Below are 16532 nucleotides of genomic sequence, written 5' to 3'. Positions count from 1 at the left end.
CACTCCTATCCCGGTTGCTCCCAGCATGCGCCCAATGAGCACATCCTGCTGCCATTGACGGAAGAGGCCTTGACGGTGATGGCCGGGCTGTTCTGGGATCTCGGCGCGTTGCCAAAGCCACTGCCGGGCCCGTTAACCTGAGCTTTGATCCAGCCAAAAGTAACATTCTAATCCGGCCCGATTTGTGCTTGCATTCGGGCCGCATCATCCGAAAGGGGAAGAAGAACGTGAAACATTTCCGCCACATCGGGCTCGCGCTCGCCGCGACCTTCGTCGTCAGCCAGGCCGGGGCCCAGGAGCTGACCGGCACGCTGAAGAACATTAAGGACACCGGCGCAATCACGCTCGGTTTCCGCGACTCCTCGATTCCGTTCTCCTATCTTGACGACAACCAGAAGCCCGTCGGCTTCGCGATGGACATCTGCTACAAGATCGTCGAGGCCGTGAAGAAGGAGCTCAAGCTCGACAAGCTCGAGGTCAAGCTCAACCCGGTGACCTCGGCAACCCGCATCCCGCTGATGGCCAATGGCACCATCGACCTCGAATGCGGCTCGACCACCAACAATGCCGAGCGCCAGAAGCAAGTCGCCTTCACCAACACCCACTTCCTGACCGCCAGCCGCTACGTCTTCAAGAAGTCGAGCGGCCTGAAGTCGATCGACGACCTCAAGGGCAAGACGGTGGTCTCGACCGCCGGCACCACCAACATCAAGCAGCTCACCGAAGCCAACGCTGCGAAGGGCCTCGGCGCCAACATCATCCCGGCCAAGGACCACGCCGAGGCCTTCCTGATGGTCGAGACCGACCGCGCGGTCGCCTTCGTCATGGACGACATCCTGCTGGCGAGCCTGGTCGCCGGCTCGAAGTCTCCGGGCGACTATGAGGTGTCCAAGGACGCGTTCTCCAAGCCCGAGCCCTACGGCATCATGCTGCGCAAGGACGACCCCGCCTTCAAGAAGGTCGTCGATGCGGCCACGGCTGCGCTCTACACGTCTGGCGAGGCCGAGAAGATCTACAGCAAGTGGTTCACCCAGAAGATCCCGCCGAAGGGGCTGAACCTCAACACGCCGATCTCGGCCGAGCTGAAGAACGAGTTCGCCAAGCCGACGGACTCGCCGAACCCGGACGACTACAAGTAAGATAAAACCTCGATCTTTCGATCGGAATCATGTCCGGCCACTCTTGACACCAGAGTGGCCGGACATTTGCATAGGCGCTCAAGACGTCCAATGACGGGCGCGTTCGCGCGGGGGACACGTGAACTACAACTGGAACTGGGGAATCTTTTTCCAGCCGAATCCGATGGGGACCGGCACCTATCTCGATATGCTGCTGTCGGGCTTGGCGCTGACCCTGAAGACGGCGGCGCTGGCCTGGATCATCGCGCTGATCACCGGCTCGCTCGTCGGCGTGATGCGCACGCTGCCGTCGAAGGGAGCGAACTGGTTCGGCTTCGCCTATGTCGAGTTCTTCCGCAACATGCCGCTGCTGGTGCAGCTCTTTCTCTGGTTCTTCGTGCTGCCGGAGCTGCTGCCAAAGGCGGCCGGCACCTGGCTGAAGCAATTGCCCAACGCGCCGTTCTGGACGGCGGCGATCGGCATCGGCTTCTTCATGTCCGCGCGTGTGGCCGTGCAGTTGCAGGCGGGCATCGGCTCGCTGCCGCGGGGGCAGAAGATGGCTGCGACTGCGCTCGGCCTCACCACCGTGCAGGGCTATCGCTACGTGCTGCTGCCGATGGCGTTCCGCATCATCCTGCCGCCGCTGACTTCCGAATTCCTCAACACCATCAAGAACACCGCGGTGGCCATCACGATCGGCCTGCTGGAGTTGACCGGGCAGGCGCGCTCGATGCAGGAATTCTCGTTCCAGGTGTTCGAGGCCTTCACCGCCGCGACCATCCTCTACCTCCTCGTCAATGCCGTCGTCGTGACCGGAATGCGCTTCCTCGAGCGCTGGGTCGCGATCCCCGGCTACATCACGGGGAAATAAGCGATGTTCAGCAATCTCGATTTTGACGTCATCCGCCGCGCGCTGCCCTACCTGTTCTTCGAGGGCATGACCTTCACGCTGACGCTGACGGGGCTCGCCGCCCTCGGCGGCCTCATCTTCGGCACGGCACTCGCGTTGATGCGGCTCTCCGGCTACAAGCTGCTCGGCCGCATCGCCGGCGTCTATGTCGACTTCATGCGCTCGCTGCCGCTGGTGCTGGTGATTTTCTGGTTCTACTTCCTGGTGCCCTATATCGGGCAGTGGGTGACCGGCGCCTCGCGCCCGATCAGCGTCGGCGCTTTCGCATCCTCGCTCATCACCTTCATCATGTTCGAGGCGGCATATTTCTCGGAGATCATGCGCGCCGGCATCCAGTCGATCTCGCGCGGACAGCCGGCCGCGGCGAGTGCGCTGGGGCTGACCTACGCCCAGACCATGCGCTACGTCGTGCTGCCGCAGGCCTTCCGCAACATGCTGCCGGTGCTGATCACGCAAACCATCGTGCTGTTTCAGGATACCTCGCTGGTCTACGTCCTCTCGATCACGGACTTCCTGGGCGCAGCCAGCAAGGTGGCGCAGCGCGACGGGCGCCTGGTCGAAATGTATCTGTTCGCAGCCGTGGTCTACTTCACCATCTCCTGTATCGCGTCCTACGGCGTCCGCCGCCTCCAGGCGCGCATCGCCATCATTCGCTAGGTGGAAATTGTATTTCAGCTATCGAAGCGAGCTCCTCTTCACCTCTCCCATAGGGAGAGGTCGGATCGCGTCAGCGATCCGGGTGAGGGGTTTTGCTCCAACGATAGACCTGTACCCCTCACCCGGCGCTCCGCGCCGACCTCTCCCAAGGGAGAGGTGAACCGAGCCAGCTGAGGCATTTGAGAAGCTCATGATCGAAATCAGCCACGTCAACAAATGGTACAGCCCGAGCTTCCAGGTGCTGACCGACTGCACCACCAATGTCACCAAGGGCGAGGTGGTCGTCGTCTGCGGCCCCTCGGGTTCGGGCAAGTCGACGCTGATCAAATGCGTCAATGCGCTGGAGCCGTTCCAGAGCGGGGACATCCTGGTCGACGGCATCAAGGTCAATGATCCCAAGACCAACCTCCCGAAGCTGCGTTCGCGGGTCGGCATGGTGTTCCAGCACTTCGAGCTGTTTCCTCACCTGAAGATCATCGACAATCTCTGCCTCGCGCAGGAGAAGGTGCTCGATCGCTCGCGCGACAAGGCGAAGGCGAAAGGCATGCAGCTGCTGGAGCGCGTCGGCCTCAAGGAACAGGCGCAAAAGTATCCCGCGAACCTGTCCGGCGGCCAACAGCAGCGCGTTGCGATCGCCCGTGCGCTCGCCATGGATCCGATCGTCATGCTGTTCGACGAGCCGACTTCGGCGCTTGATCCGGAAATGGTCAGCGAGGTGCTCGACGTCATGGTGGATCTCGCTCATGAGGGCATGACCATGATGGTTGTCACCCATGAGATGGGTTTTGCCCGCAAGGTCGCCAACCGCGTCATCTTCATGGACCGCGGCGAGATCGTCGAGGACGCGGCGAAGGAAGACTTCTTCGGCAAGCCCCGTAGCGACCGCGCGCAGAAGTTCTTGTCGAAGATTTTGTCGCATTAATTTACCGCCGTCATTCCGGGATGCGCCGAAGGCGCAGGCCCGGAATCCATCGGGCGGCAACGCCCGGGGTGGAATGGATTCCGGGCTCGTCGCTTCGCGCCGCCCCGGAATGACGGATAGAGGGGTGCTCGCCGCCCCCATTTCGCGTATAAGCGCGCCAAATTCCCCCTTCTTCCCAGGAGACCCGCCTTGGACTCGATCGCCTACGTCAACGGCTCATTCGTCCCGCTTTCGGAAGCGAAGATCTCGGTGCTCGATCGCGGCTTCCTGTTCGCCGACGGCATCTACGAGGTCTCGGCTGTGCTCGACGGCAAGCTGGTCGACAATGCCTCGCATCTGGCGCGGCTGGAGCGTTCGGTCGGCGAGATCAAGCTGAGGCTGCCCGAGACGGTCGAGCGCATCACCGAGATTCAGAAGGAACTGATCGCGCGCAACAAGCTCGTGAGCGGCCTCGTCTACCTTCAGGTCACGCGCGGCGCCGACAAGGGCCGCGACTTCCCGTTTCCCAAAGGCGACATCAAGCCGAGCCTGGTGATGTTCACGTCCGAGAAGGACATCATCAACGCCCCGATAGCCAGGACCGGCATCAGCGTCATCACCGTGCCCGACATCCGCTGGGAGCGCCGCGACATCAAGAGCGTGGCGCTGCTGGCGCAAGTGCTGGCCAAGCAAGCCGCCGCCGAAGCCGGCGCCGGCGAAGCGTGGATGCTGCAAGACGGCTATGTGACCGAAGGCGGCTCGTCCACGGCGTTCATCCTGACCAAGGACGATGTCATCGTCACCCGCAAGAATTCGAATGCGATCCTGCCGGGCTGCACCCGCAAGGCCGTGATCACGCTGGCCGAGGAGCGCCAGCTCCGCGTCGAGGAACGCTCTTTCACGGTGGCCGAGGCGCTCGCCGCCAAGGAGGCGTTCATCACCAGCGCATCCTCCTTCGTGCAGCCGGTGGTCGCCATCGACGGCAAGACGATCGGCGACGGCAAGCCCGGCCCCGTGGCAACGCGCTTGCGTGAGATCTACGTGGAGTTCGCCAAGGCGACGGCGGTATGAGCCGCGCACTCCACCTGTCGTAGGGTGGGCAAAGCGAAGCGTGCCCACGTTTTTTGAATTCGTGGAGAGATGGTGGGCACGGCGCAAGTGCGCCTTTGCCCACCCTACGCGACCATCGTGGTTAGCTCACGCCACCGACGCCTTTGCCTTCACCGGATGCACGGCGCGGAACGCGATCGCGATCCTGTTCCAGGCATTGATCGCGCCGATCAGCACGGTCAGGTTCACCGTCTCCTCCGGAGAGAACTGCGCGGGGACCTGCTCGTAGACATCGTCGGGCGCATGCGTCTCCGAGATCAGCGTCACCGCTTCGGTCCAGGCCAGTGCGGCGCGCTCGCGCTCGGTATAGAGCGGGGATTCGCGCCAGGCATCGAGCAGATAGATGCGCTGCTCGGTCTCGCCGCGCTTGCGCGCGTCCTCGGTGTGCATGTTGATGCAGAAGGCGCAGCCGTTGATCTGCGACGCCCGGATCTTGACGAGTTCGATCAGCGATTTTTCGAGGCCCGTCGACTGGATCTGTGCCTCCAGCGCCATCAGCGCTTTGATCGTATCGGGCGCGGCCTGATAGTAGTTCATGCGAGGCTTCATCGTCGTTCTCCCTTCTCGAGGTGGGGTCAGTGGGCGGCACCGGCCGAAGTCTGGCCGGGCTTCTTCAGGAACAGGACGGCCACCAGCGCCACGATCAGCGCCAAGCCGAGCAGATAGAAGGTGTCGCTGAACGCGAGGATATAGGCCTGCTTCTGCACGATGCGGCCGATCGCGACATAGGCGCGATGCACGGCGTCGGCGTGGTCGAGGACGCCGTGATTGACGAAATACTGCGTGAGTTGCTCCAGCCGCGTGCGCGTCGCCTGCTCGAACACCGACACCGACTGCATCAGCACGTTCGAGTGATATTGCTCGCGCTTGGTCAGCACGGTCTGAAGCAGCGCGATCCCGACGGCGCCACCGAGATTGCGCATCATGTTGAACAAGCCGGAGGCCGAGCCGGCATTCTCGGCCTCGATGCCTGCGGTGGCCACCGCCGACAGCGGCGCCATCACCAGCGCCTGGCCGATTGCACGGACCACGTTGGGCCACAGCAACTGATCCGCGGCATAGTCGGCCGTCATATAGATGTTCATGAAGTTCGAGGCCGCGAACAGCACGAAGCCGATGCCGATGATGATCCGTGCGTCGACGCGCTGCATCAGGCGCGGCACCAGCGGGATCAGCAGGAGCTGCGGCAGGCCGGTCCATGCCAACACCATGCCGATCTGTTCGGCATTGTAGCCCTGGATGCGGGCCAGGTATTGCGGCAGGATGAACACCGAGCCGTACAACGCGATCCCCAGCAGGAAGTTCGCGAGCATGCCGAAGCCGAAATTGCGTCGCACCAGCAGGCGCAGATTGAGCAGCGGCTTGTTCACGGTCAGTTCGATGACCAGGAACGCGATCAGTGCCACCGATGCGATCACGCTGAGCTTGACGATGAAGGGCGAGCCGAACCAGTCGTCCTTGTTGCCCTCCTCCAACACGGTCTGGAGCGCGGAGAGGCCGATCGCCATGGTGACGATGCCGATCCAGTCGCCCTCGCGCAGCAACGACAGCTTCATCGGCTTGGCCTCGAGCGCGTACCAGAGCATGCCGACCATGATCGCGCCGGGCACCAGATTGACGTAGAAGATGTACTGCCAGCCGAAATTCTCGGTGAGATAGCCGCCGATGGTCGGGCCGATCGCCGGCGCGAACGTTGCCGACAGGGCGAACAGCGCGAGGCCCATCGGCTGCTTGCTGCGCGGCAGCAAGGTGATGATGAGCGTGAAGGCCAGCGGGATCAGCACGCCGCCGGTGAAGCCTTGGATGGCGCGCAGCACGATCATCTGCGACAGGTCCTGCGCCAGCGCGCAGGCCGCGGACAGAGCCAGGAACAGGATCGCGTTGGTGAGCAGGTAGATCCGGATCGAGAACACCTGGGCCAGCCAGCCCGACAGCGGGATCACCACGATCTCGGCGACCAGATAGGACGTCGAGATCCAGCCGCCGTCGTCGATGCCGGCGCCGATCGCGCCCTGGATGTCGGCGAGGGAGGCGTTGACGATCTGGATGTTCAGCACCGCCATGAACGCGCCGAGCGTCGCGCCGATCACCGCGATCCAGGTCTTCGCGGATACCGAGGGGACAGTTGCCTCGCCGCGGGCGGGGTGCCCGGCAGCGGCGGCGGTTTCGCGCGTCGGCTGGAGCGTGCTCATGGCATCAGCCTCCGGTCGGACGCGTCGTCGTGCCGGCGATCTGCTTGGCGGTCCCGCGTTCGGCGAGCACCGTCTGCTTGGTGTCGACAGTCGGCACTGCGGACATCCCGGGCCGCAGGAGGCCGGTTAGGCGGTGATCATCGAGCACGATCTTCACAGGCACGCGCTGCACGATCTTGGTGAAGTTGCCGGTCGCATTGTCGGGCGGCAGCAGCGCAAATTCCAGTCCGCTGGCCGGCGCCAGGCTGTCGACATGGCCGCGCAGGGTGGTGTTGCGGAAGCTGTCGACGTGCAACTCGACCGGCTGGCCGGGGCGTACGTTCGTGAGCTGCGTCTCCTTGAAATTGGCGACGACATAGACGGCGTCGAGCGGCACCACCGCCATCAGCTGCGTGCCGGCTTGCACGTATTGGCCGACGCGCAGGCTGCGGGCGCCGACCGTGCCCTCGACCGGGGCAGTGATCTCGGTGTAGGACAGATTGAGCTCGGCCTGCTCCGCGACCGCGCGTGCGCGTTCGAGCTGTGCGGCAGCCTGGGCGCGCTGGGTGGTGAGAACCTCGATCTTGCGCTGCGCGGCCAGCAGGCCGAACTTGGCGTGCTGCAATTGCGCATTGCTGGCGCGCAGCGCGGCATCGGTCTGCTGCGCGCGCTGGACCGTGCCCGAACCTGTCTTCATGAGATCGTCGTAGCGGGCACGCTCCTCCTGCGCGAATTTCGCGTTGGCATCCGCGGCAGCGACATCGGCGGTGCTCTGCTCGATGATCGGCTGCTGCAGTTCGAGCTGTGCATCGAGGTTGCGCACGGAGGCTTGCGCGGCGGCGACCTCGGCTCGGGCCTGGTCGAGGGCGGCCTTGAAGTCGCGGTCGTCGATCTTGGCCAACACCTGGCCGGCCCGAACCCTCTCGTTGTCGCCGACCAGCACTTTTGCGATATAGCCGGAGACCTTCGGCGCGATGATCGTCGAGTCCGCCTTCACATAGGCGTCATCGGTGGATTCCAGATAGCGGCCGGTGGTGACGTAGTCGTAGCCGAAATGCCCGGCCGCGGCGATTCCGAGCGCCGACGCCAAGGCGAGGGCCACGCGCTGGATCGCTCGGCGGGATGGGCGAATGCTGATTTTCTCATTGGTTTCAGTAACATAAGCGTTCGACATGGCATCCTCGAATTCCCCGCGCGCCCCGCCTCGGCGTGACGCCTTCTTGATGGGATTAAGATGCGTCATCCCGGCAGATGTGATAATCCGCCACCTATTGGAAGGATTATCCATCAGAACTTGATAATCGCGGAGCTGCGAGATGGACCGTTTCACCAGCCTCACGGCCTTCGTCCGCGTGGTCGACAGCGGCGGCTTCTCGGCCGCGGCCCGCCGGCTCGACATGTCCACGACGATGGTGAGCAACCACGTTCAGGCGCTCGAAGATCGGCTGGGTGTGCGGCTGCTCAACCGCACCACGAGGAAGGTCAGCCTGACCGAGATCGGCAAAGCCTATTACGACCGCTCAACACAGATTCTCGCCGACCTCGAACAGGCCGACGACATCGCGAGCGAACTGCAGTCGGTGCCGCGTGGAACGCTGCGCATTCACGTCGCCACGCACATGGTGCCTCTGGTCGCGCCGGTCGTGGCGCGACTTCTATCGACCTATCCAGAGCTCAGAATCGACCTGCGCATGGGGGAGGCCGAGGTTGATCTGATCGAGGAAGGTTACGACGTCGCCCTGCGCATGACGCAACCGCCGGATTCGAGCCTGATCGTGCGGAGCCTCGCCACCTGGCGCCACGTCCTGTGCTGCTCGCATGACTATATCGAGAAGCACGGCCGGGTGCAGAAGCTCGACGAGCTCACCGGGCACAATTGTGGCCGGCACCTGAACTATCCGTTCGGCGACGAATGGCGCTTCCTCGATCGCAAGGGTACGCCGGCTTCCGTGCGCATTTCGGGCACCTTCGTCACCAACAGCGGCGAAGCGCTGCGCGAGGTCGCGCTGGCGGGGGCCGCCGTCTGCCTGATGGCGGGGTTTCTGATCCAGGACGACCTCGAAGCCGGCCGCCTGGTACGCCTCTTGCCGGAATATCGCACGATTGAGCTCTCGATGAACGCGGTCTATCCGCACCGTCATCACCTGTCGGCGAAGGTCAGAACCTTCATCGACCTGCTCGTGCACCACAGCGCCGAGCAGCAGAAGCTGATCAACCCGTATTCATGAGCGGCGCGGCGGCGGCAATCGACCGAACACGGCTTCGAGCGCCATGCCGATCGCGAGCAGGCGGCGATCGCTGCCGGCAGGACCGTCGAGCTCGAGCCCGATCGGCAGCCCGCTGCTGGCGCCGAGCGCGATCGGGATCTGGATGCCGGGAATGCCCGCATTGCTGCCCGGGTCGGTGTTCTGGATGAACAGCGCGAAATTCTCGGGGCTGCTGGAGTCCGGGTTGGAGGGGATGGCAACGCGCGGCGTCGTTGGAAATGCGATGGCGTCGAGCCTGTTGCGCGAAAAAATATCGCTGTAGAGCGCCTGAAGTGCGGGCCGCGCGGTCTTGATTGCGGCATCGTAGATTGGCTTGGCATCGACCAGCGTGCCGTCGGGACCCGGCAGCTTGCGCGGGATGACGAGGCCGTCATAGGTGCCCTTCACGTCGGGACTGGAGATCTCGTTCGCCAGCGCTTCGATGGTGAGGCCCGTCCCGGTATGCTTCAGATACGAGACCATGTCGTCATAGGCTTCATACAGTGCGACGGGAAAGCCGACGGGGCCGTTGAGCTCGGCGAGCTGCGGGATCTCGATCTCGACGATCCCGACCCCGTGGGTCTTCATCTGCGCGACGGCAGCCTGGAAAGCGGCTTCGGTGTCCGCATCGAGACGGGTCAACATCGTCTTCACGATGCCGACCCGAACCTGCTTCAGGTCGGCCGCCGCGACCGCATCGCCGCCCGCGATCACACGATCGAGCAGCTCGACGTCGGCTATGGTCGCGGCCATCGGCCCGGCTGTATCGCGCGTATGCGAGATCGGCGCGATGCCCTCTTGCGGATAGCGCCCGATCGTTGGTCTCAACGAGGTGCACCCGTTCAGCGCGGCAGGCACGCGCACCGATCCGCCGGTGTCGGTGCCGAGCCCGCCCGCGACGATCCGCGCGCCGATTGCGGCGCCCGTGCCGGACGACGAGCCGCCGGCGATCAGGGCCCTGTCATAGGCGTTGCGCACGCCGAACTCGGCACCGGTCTTGAACGCGGTGTTGTAGCCGGAGATGCCGAAGGCCAGTTCGTGCATGCTGGTCTTGCCGAGAATAATCGCTCCGGCATCGCGCAGCTTTGCCACAACTGGCGCATCGGCTTTTGGAACGTAGTTCTTGAGTGCGGGTGTGCCGGCGCTGCAGGGCAGTCCGGCCACCTCGATATTGTCCTTGATCACGACGGGCACGCCGCCGAGCGGCTTGCTCCTGTCTCCCTCTGCGTCGAACGCCGCGGCGGCTTTCAGGGCGCCGGTCTCGTCCAGCGTGACGAAGGCGTTGAGGTCGGCGTTGGCTTTGGCGCGGGCGAGAGCTTCCCTGGTGAGTGCGGTGCTCGTCACCTTGCCGGCGCCGAGATTGTCCGCGGCCTCGGTCAGTGTCAGCTGGTCGAAATCCATGATGCGTCACCCGATCGCGGGAGCGCCATCAGGGCCTCCCTCCAGGCTCAGAGGCTGAAGCTTCGCCGGCGCCGCGTCAACCGGTGGCGCGTACCCTTGCCGCCAACGGCGTGGGCAATTCGGCGAGTCGCCGCTCGACCTCCGCCTTCACCTTCGCGATCGCGGCGTCCTTGACCGGGCCATACCCGCGGATTTCCATGGGCGCCCCCGCGATCGCCACGAGATCCGGAAGGCGCGCCGTGCCGAGCTTGCCGAGCATCCGTCCGATCAGGCCCTCATACCAGGCGATCAGCTCGCGCTCGGCGCGGCGTTCCCTGGTGTAGCCGAAGGGATCGAAGGGCGTCGCGCGCAGCCCCTTCAAGCGCGCCAGCATGGCGAGGGGCACCTGGATCCACTGCCCGAAAGCGCGCTTGCGAGGACGTCCGCGTGCGTCGCGCCTTGCGGGCAGGAAGGGAGGCGCAAGGTGATATTGAACGCTGAAGCCATCCTCGAATTCGCGCTTCAGCTCGTCGAGGAAGCCGCTTTGCATGTGCAGACGCGCCACCTCGTACTCGTCCTTGTAGGCCATCAGCTTGAAAGACGCGCGCGCGACCGCCTCGGTCAGCGCCTCGCTGTTCAGCCCGGCTTCGGCATTCCGGACCTTTCCGACCATCGCCCGGTAGCGCGACGCATAGGCCTCGTTCTGATAGGCCGTCAGGAACGCGGCGCGCCGCGCGATGAGCTGTTCGAGCGTCTCGGCTTCGGGCACATCGTCCGCCTTCGGCACAGAGTCCGGATCGATCGCAGCGATTCGTCCCCAGGCGAAGGCCTGCTTGTTGCGTTCGACCGCGACGCCGTTGAGCTCGATCGCGCGCAGCAGCGCGGCAAGCGAAACAGGGACGAGGCCGCGCTGCCAGGCAAAGCCCAGCATGATGATGTTGGCATAGACGGCATCGCCGAGCAGGCGCTCGGCCAGCGCATTGGCATTGATCGTGTCGAGATTGTCATGGCCGATCACCTGGCTGATTGCGCGCAGGCGGGCCGGCGAAGCGAGATCGGCGTCGCGGAAGCGGACCACGTCGCCGGTCGGCATCTCCGCGGTGTTGACGGTTGTGCGCGTGCCGCGCCGATAGGTGCCAGAGGCCTTCGGCGAGGAACTGACGACGAGATCGCAGCCGATCAACGCATCGGCCGAGCCCTGGTCGACGCGGACTTGATGCAGCGCCTGCGGAGATGCAGCGAGCCGGATGTAGCTCAGCACCGGGCCGAATTTCTGCGCGAAGCCCGTGAAATCGAGCACCGAAACGCCGCGGCGTTCCAGATGCGCAGCCATGCCGATCAGCGCGCCGACGGTGATCACGCCGGTGCCGCCGACGCCGGTCACCAAGAGGTCATAGGGCCGGTCGAGCGTTGCCGGCGAAGGGAGGGGTAGGGCGGCGGCGCGACCGACCGCGTCGATCTCGCTCGCGCTCTTCTTCCGGCGGGTCGCTCCCTCGACCGTGACGAAGCTCGGGCAGAAGCCGTTGAGACAGGAAAAATCCTTGTTGCAAGCGGATAGATTGATCTGCCGCTTGCGGCCGAATGGCGTCTCCTTCGGCTCGACGCTGAGACAATTAGATTCGACCGAGCAGTCGCCGCAGCCTTCGCAGACGAGGTCGTTGATGGTGGCGAAGCGTTTTGGGTCGGCCATCTGCCCGCGCTTGCGCCGGCGCCGCTTCTCGGTGGCACAGGTCTGCTGATAGATCAGCACCGAGACGCCGGGAATCGCGCGCAGCTCGCGCTGCACGCTATCCATCTCCTCCCGCGGATGGATGGTGACGCCGGCCGGCAGGTCGACCGGGCTGAATTGTGCGGGATCGTCCGACACCAGCGCGATGCGCGCCACGCCCTCGGCGCGGACGCTGTGGGCGATGGCATGGACGCTGACGGGTCCATCGACCGGCTGGCCGCCGGTCATGGCGACCGCGTCGTTGAACAGGATCTTGTAGGTGATGTTGGCCTTGGCAGCGATCGCCTGCCGGATGGCCATCGAGCCGGAGTGATAATAGGTGCCTTCGCCGAGATTCTGGAAGATGTGCTTGTGGCCGGTGAATCTCGACGACGCCGCCCAGTTCACGCCTTCGCCGCCCATCTGGATCAGCGAGGAGGTCTCGCGGTCCATCCAGCTCGCCATGAAATGACAGCCGATGCCGGCCAATGCCTTGGATCCCTCCGGCACCTTGGTCGACGTGTTGTGCGGGCATCCCGAGCAGAAATACGGCGTGCGGGTCGTGCCGCTGACGTTGATCGTGCGCGCGGCCTCCGGCATCAAGGCGGCTGCACGTGCGGCGAGATCGAGGCCCGGAAACATCGGATCGAGCCGGCGTGCCAGCACGCCGGCAAGGGCGCGCGGCGACAATTCGCCGATCCAGGAGATCAGCCGTGCGCCGGTTTCGTCGTGCTTGCCGACCATGCGCTCGGGCTTGCTGCCGGGATAGTCGTAAAAATACTCCTTGAACTGGCTCTCGATGATGCCGCGCTTCTCCTCGACCACGAGGATCTCGCGCTTGCCCTTCACGAACGCCATGGCGTCATGCAGCGCCAGCGGCCAGACCATGCCGACCTTGTAGAGGTCGATGCCGATGCGGCGGCAGGCGGCCTCATCGAGGCCCAGCAGGCGAAGCGCTTCCATCAGATCGAGATGTGCCTTGCCCGTGGTGACGATGCCGTAGGTGGCACCGTGGATATCGTAGATGCGCCGGTCGATCGGATTGGCCTTGGCGAAGGCGTAGACCGCGTGCTTCTTCGCTTCCAGCCGTTCCTCGATCTGCGGGCCCGGCAGGTCCGGCCAGCGATAGTGCAGGCCGCCGGGCGGCGGCGTGAAGTCGGGCGCGCGGAAGGCACGCGGCGGGCGCAGCGCGACGGATGCGCCCGATTCCACGATCTCGGAGATCGCCTTGAAGCCGACCCACATGCCGGAGAAGCGGCTCAGCGCATAACCATATTCGCCGAATGCGAGGTATTCGCCGACATCGGCCGGATGCAGCGTCGGCATGAACCAGCTCATGAAGGCGACGTCGGACTGGTGCGGCATCGAGGATGACACGCAGCCATGGTCGTCGCCCGCGACCACCAGCACGCCGCCGTGCGGCGAGGAGCCGTAGGCGTTGCCGTGCTTGAGCGCATCGCCGGAGCGGTCGACGCCGGGGCCTTTGCCGTACCAGAGCCCGAACACGCCATCGACCTCGCGGTCGACTTGCGTCTCGACCTGCTGCGAGCCCAGCACGGCCGTCGCGGCGAGGTCCTCGTTCACGGCCGGAAGAAATTCGATGCGGTCCCGCTTCAGCCGCTCCTGGATGCGCCAGAGCTCGAGATCGATGCCGCCGAGCGGCGAGCCGCGATAGCCGGAGATGAAGCCTGCAGTAGTAAGTCCGGCGGCGCGGTCTCGCCGCGCCTGGTCGAGAGCGATGCGAACGATGGCCTGTGTGCCTGTGAGGAAGACGCGCCCCTCCTCGCGCTCGTAGCGGTCGGAGAGCTCGTAGGTGTCGAGTGACGGAATGGCGTCCATGACGGACCTCGCGCGGCATCCTGCCCGATGGCGGAAGGTTAAGCGCGGCGCGCTGGTAGGTCTTACCTATTTTCCCGTTTAATGGTGCCATTTCGGTAGAATTTTGCGTAGCATGACCAATTCCGGTGATCTATGCCGAGTTGGGAGCTGTCATGATCGAAAAACAGGACACGCGGATTCTCGCCTATCTCCAGAAGGACGGCCGGGCCACCAATCAACAGCTCGCGGACGAGGTCGGCATGTCCACCTCGGCCTGCTGGCGGCGGGTGCGGGCGCTGGAGGAGAGCGGCGTCATCCGGGGCTATGCGGCGCTGGTCGCGCGCGAGCAGGCGGGCTTTGCGATGTCGGCCATCCTCCACGTCTCGCTGGAGCGGCACGATGCGAAATTTGTCGACGAATTCGTGGCCAGGGTCACCAGCCGCCGCGAGGTGCTGGAGTGTTTTGCGACCACGGGCGATGCCGATTATCATTTGCGCGTCGTCGTGCAGGACATGGCGGCCTACAACCGCTTCCTCGACGAGTTCATGTTCCGCATCCCCGGCATCCGCCACGTCCGCAGCAACGTGGTGCTGAAGGAGATCAAGACCAGCGTGGCGCTGCCGTTTTGAGATGCGGAAAATCCTGTAGGATGGGCAAGGCGCAGCGTGCCCACCACCGCCATCGCGGAGAGATGGTGGGCACGGCGCGCGAAGTGCGCGCCTTTGCCCACCCTACGCTACTACGGCACCGCGATATCAACCTCTCGTAAACCAACACAGGGCTGCAAATCGGTCGACGGAGCATGTCTTTCGTCGGCCTCGCGGCGGTATTTCCGTCAGTTTTGTCACGCTCGTTCGCAGCTCGTTCACTTTGATCGATGGTTTGCGGCGCGCAATAACGACCATTTAGGCGATCGCCGTCCAAAGAGGTATCGGGAGAAATAGGCAGAAATGCCGGGGAGCTGAGATCGTGCCGACGACCCTCGCGCGCACCTTTGCGGCGTTGAGCGCCATCAATGAAGCGATCCTCTACGCGAGGTCGCCGGACGAGCTGTACCAGAAAGTCTGCGACGCCGGGTTCTCGAGCGCGGACTTTCTGGCCGTCGCCGTGTTCCTGGTCGAGCCGGACGGCCGGCGCTTGTGCTTCGCGGCCGGCTGTGGCGACGACATTGCGCGGCTGCGCTCCCTCGTGATCACGACGGAAGCCGGGACGCCCGAAGGGTCCGGCGTCGGTGGCGAGGCGTTTCGCGAACAGAAGCTGTGCGTCAGCAACGATTATCTGAACGATCCGCGCTCGCTGGCCTGGCGCGAGGGCGCCGCCCAGGCCCACATCGGTGCGGCCGCCGCGCTGCCGCTGCGCTGCAACGGCAAGAGCGTCGGCGTCTTGTATGTGACGCGCAGCGAAGCCAACTCGCTGAGCGAGCAGGTCGTCTCGCTGTTCGAGCGCATGTCCGCGAACATTTCTTACGCGCTGGACAATTTCGCGCGCGAGACCGCGCAGCAGGCCAGCGAAAGGGCGACACGGCGCCTCAACCGCATGTTCGGCGCCATCAGCGCCACCAACGAGGCCATCCTGCGCGCCAAGACCGAGCAGGAGCTGTACCAACTCGTGTGCGACGCCGCGGTCCACGGCGGCAAGTCGCTCGCGACCATCGTGCTGCTCCGCGAGCCGGGTTCGCACTGGCTGAAAGCCGTCGCCGCCACCGGGCAGAACCTCGAACTCGTCACCCAGGCCCGCTATTCGGTCGACCCGGAGAATCCGTACGGCAGGGGCATCTCCGGCGAGGTGTTCCGTACGCAGAAAGCCATCGTCGAGGACGATCTCGCCCGCCGCACCAAGGGTACGCCGTGGGAACAGGCCAACGTCAACACCGGCGTTGCCGCCTGCGTGATCGCGCCGCTGATCAGGTACGGCGCGAGCGTCGGCGTGCTGCAGTTCTTCATCAGCCGCTCCTGGGCCAAGGACGAGGAAATCGTCGCGCTGCTGCTGCGCATGGCGGAGAACGTCTCGTTCGCGATCCAGAATTTCGGTCGTGAGGCCGACAAGGCGCGTATCGCCGCCGAAGAAGAGCACCTGGCGCGCATGTATGCGGCGCTCAGCGCCACCAACGAGGCGATCCTGCGCGCGCGCTCGCGCGCCGAGCTCTTCGATCTCGTGTGCGAAGCCACTGCGAAGGGAGCCAAGTTCACCTCCGCCACCGTCGCGTTGGTCGATCGGCATGCCGAGCTGCTGCGCGTGGTCGCCAGCTATGGACCGAATGCCAACCAGGTCCGCAATTTCAAGTTCTCCACCTCCGACCGTGTGCCCGAGGGGCGCGGGCTGACAGGCACCGCCCTCCGCACGGGCCAGCCCGCCGTCAGCAACGACGTGCTCGCCGACGACCGCATGGCGCCGTGGCATGCCAGCGCCCGCCGCGCCGGCATCGCATCCTCCGCGGCATTGCCGCTGTTCAACGGCGACCGGGTCGAGGGCGTCTTTCTGTTCAATTCTCCGGAGTGCGGCACCTTCACGCC

At 64.7% G+C, this 16532-nt stretch carries 13 protein-coding genes; 8 read left to right on the top strand and 5 right to left on the bottom strand.

Translation table 11 applies throughout. The features are described 5' to 3' along the window. Positions 1-227: 227 nt before the first annotated feature. The 5 genes from JHD07_RS12070 to JHD07_RS12050 all read left to right on the top strand — a co-directional run bounded on the left by JHD07_RS12070 (position 228) and on the right by JHD07_RS12050 (position 4657). Positions 228-1139 (top strand): amino acid ABC transporter substrate-binding protein, encoded by a 912-nt coding sequence (locus tag JHD07_RS12070; protein WP_291622277.1) that lies wholly within the window; start codon positions 228-230, stop codon positions 1137-1139. A gap of 118 nt (positions 1140-1257) precedes the next feature. Beyond that, complete coding sequence (locus tag JHD07_RS12065) at positions 1258-1989, top strand: amino acid ABC transporter permease (protein ID WP_291622275.1); 732 nt, start codon at positions 1258-1260, stop codon at positions 1987-1989. 3 nt (positions 1990-1992) lie between these two features. Then, positions 1993-2685, top strand: coding sequence for an ABC transporter permease subunit (locus tag JHD07_RS12060; protein WP_291622273.1), 693 nt, complete (start codon positions 1993-1995; stop codon positions 2683-2685). A gap of 190 nt (positions 2686-2875) precedes the next feature. Further along, complete coding sequence (locus JHD07_RS12055; RefSeq protein WP_028180573.1) at positions 2876-3607, top strand: amino acid ABC transporter ATP-binding protein; 732 nt, start codon at positions 2876-2878, stop codon at positions 3605-3607. A 189-nt stretch (positions 3608-3796) separates the two neighbouring features. Next, positions 3797-4657 carry a D-amino-acid transaminase gene (locus JHD07_RS12050; protein ID WP_291622269.1) on the top strand — a complete coding sequence of 287 codons (861 nt, stop codon included), beginning with the start codon at positions 3797-3799 and terminating at the stop codon, positions 4655-4657. 126 nt (positions 4658-4783) lie between these two features. Here the strand turns inward: JHD07_RS12050 and JHD07_RS12045 are convergent, their stop codons facing one another. From JHD07_RS12045 to JHD07_RS12035, 3 genes are read right to left on the bottom strand one after another with little or no spacing between them, the layout of a single operon-like run. Next, on the bottom strand, positions 4784-5245 hold the full coding sequence (locus tag JHD07_RS12045) for a carboxymuconolactone decarboxylase family protein (protein WP_291622267.1): 462 nt from the start codon (positions 5243-5245) through the stop codon (positions 4784-4786). A 26-nt stretch (positions 5246-5271) separates the two neighbouring features. Then, complete coding sequence (locus tag JHD07_RS12040) at positions 5272-6888, bottom strand: MDR family MFS transporter (RefSeq protein WP_291622265.1); 1617 nt, start codon at positions 6886-6888, stop codon at positions 5272-5274. A 4-nt stretch (positions 6889-6892) separates the two neighbouring features. Next, on the bottom strand, positions 6893-8041 hold the full coding sequence (locus tag JHD07_RS12035) for an HlyD family secretion protein (RefSeq protein ID WP_291622263.1): 1149 nt from the start codon (positions 8039-8041) through the stop codon (positions 6893-6895). Positions 8042-8183: 142 nt separating this feature from the next. Between JHD07_RS12035 and JHD07_RS12030 the strand changes: the two genes are divergently transcribed. After that, entirely contained in the window at positions 8184-9095 is a 912-nt protein-coding gene (locus tag JHD07_RS12030; protein WP_291622261.1) for a LysR family transcriptional regulator, read from the top strand. On the opposite strand, the gene iaaH is transcribed toward JHD07_RS12030, so the two are convergent. Beyond that, positions 9090-10514: an indoleacetamide hydrolase gene (gene iaaH, locus JHD07_RS12025; RefSeq protein WP_291622259.1), complete on the bottom strand. Its 1425-nt coding sequence runs from the start codon at positions 10512-10514 to the stop codon at positions 9090-9092. The two genes, JHD07_RS12030 and iaaH, sit on opposite strands and share 6 nt — an antisense overlap. 76 nt (positions 10515-10590) lie before the next feature. After that, entirely contained in the window at positions 10591-14040 is a 3450-nt protein-coding gene (locus JHD07_RS12020; protein ID WP_291622256.1) for an indolepyruvate ferredoxin oxidoreductase family protein, read from the bottom strand. Positions 14041-14192: 152 nt separating this feature from the next. On the opposite strand from JHD07_RS12020, the gene JHD07_RS12015 reads away from it, so the two are divergent. Continuing rightward, positions 14193-14648: an Lrp/AsnC family transcriptional regulator gene (locus JHD07_RS12015; protein WP_291622254.1), complete on the top strand. Its 456-nt coding sequence runs from the start codon at positions 14193-14195 to the stop codon at positions 14646-14648. Positions 14649-14988: 340 nt separating this feature from the next. Continuing rightward, positions 14989-16532 (top strand): GAF domain-containing protein (locus JHD07_RS12010; protein ID WP_291622252.1); only part of this gene is annotated, 1544 nt, incomplete at its 3' end.

The sequence above is a fragment of the Bradyrhizobium sp. genome, assembly GCF_016462955.1.
Lineage (GTDB): Bacteria > Pseudomonadota > Alphaproteobacteria > Rhizobiales > Xanthobacteraceae > Bradyrhizobium.
Note: the sequence above shows the minus strand (reverse complement) of the source record. Positions and strands in the feature narration are given on the sequence as shown.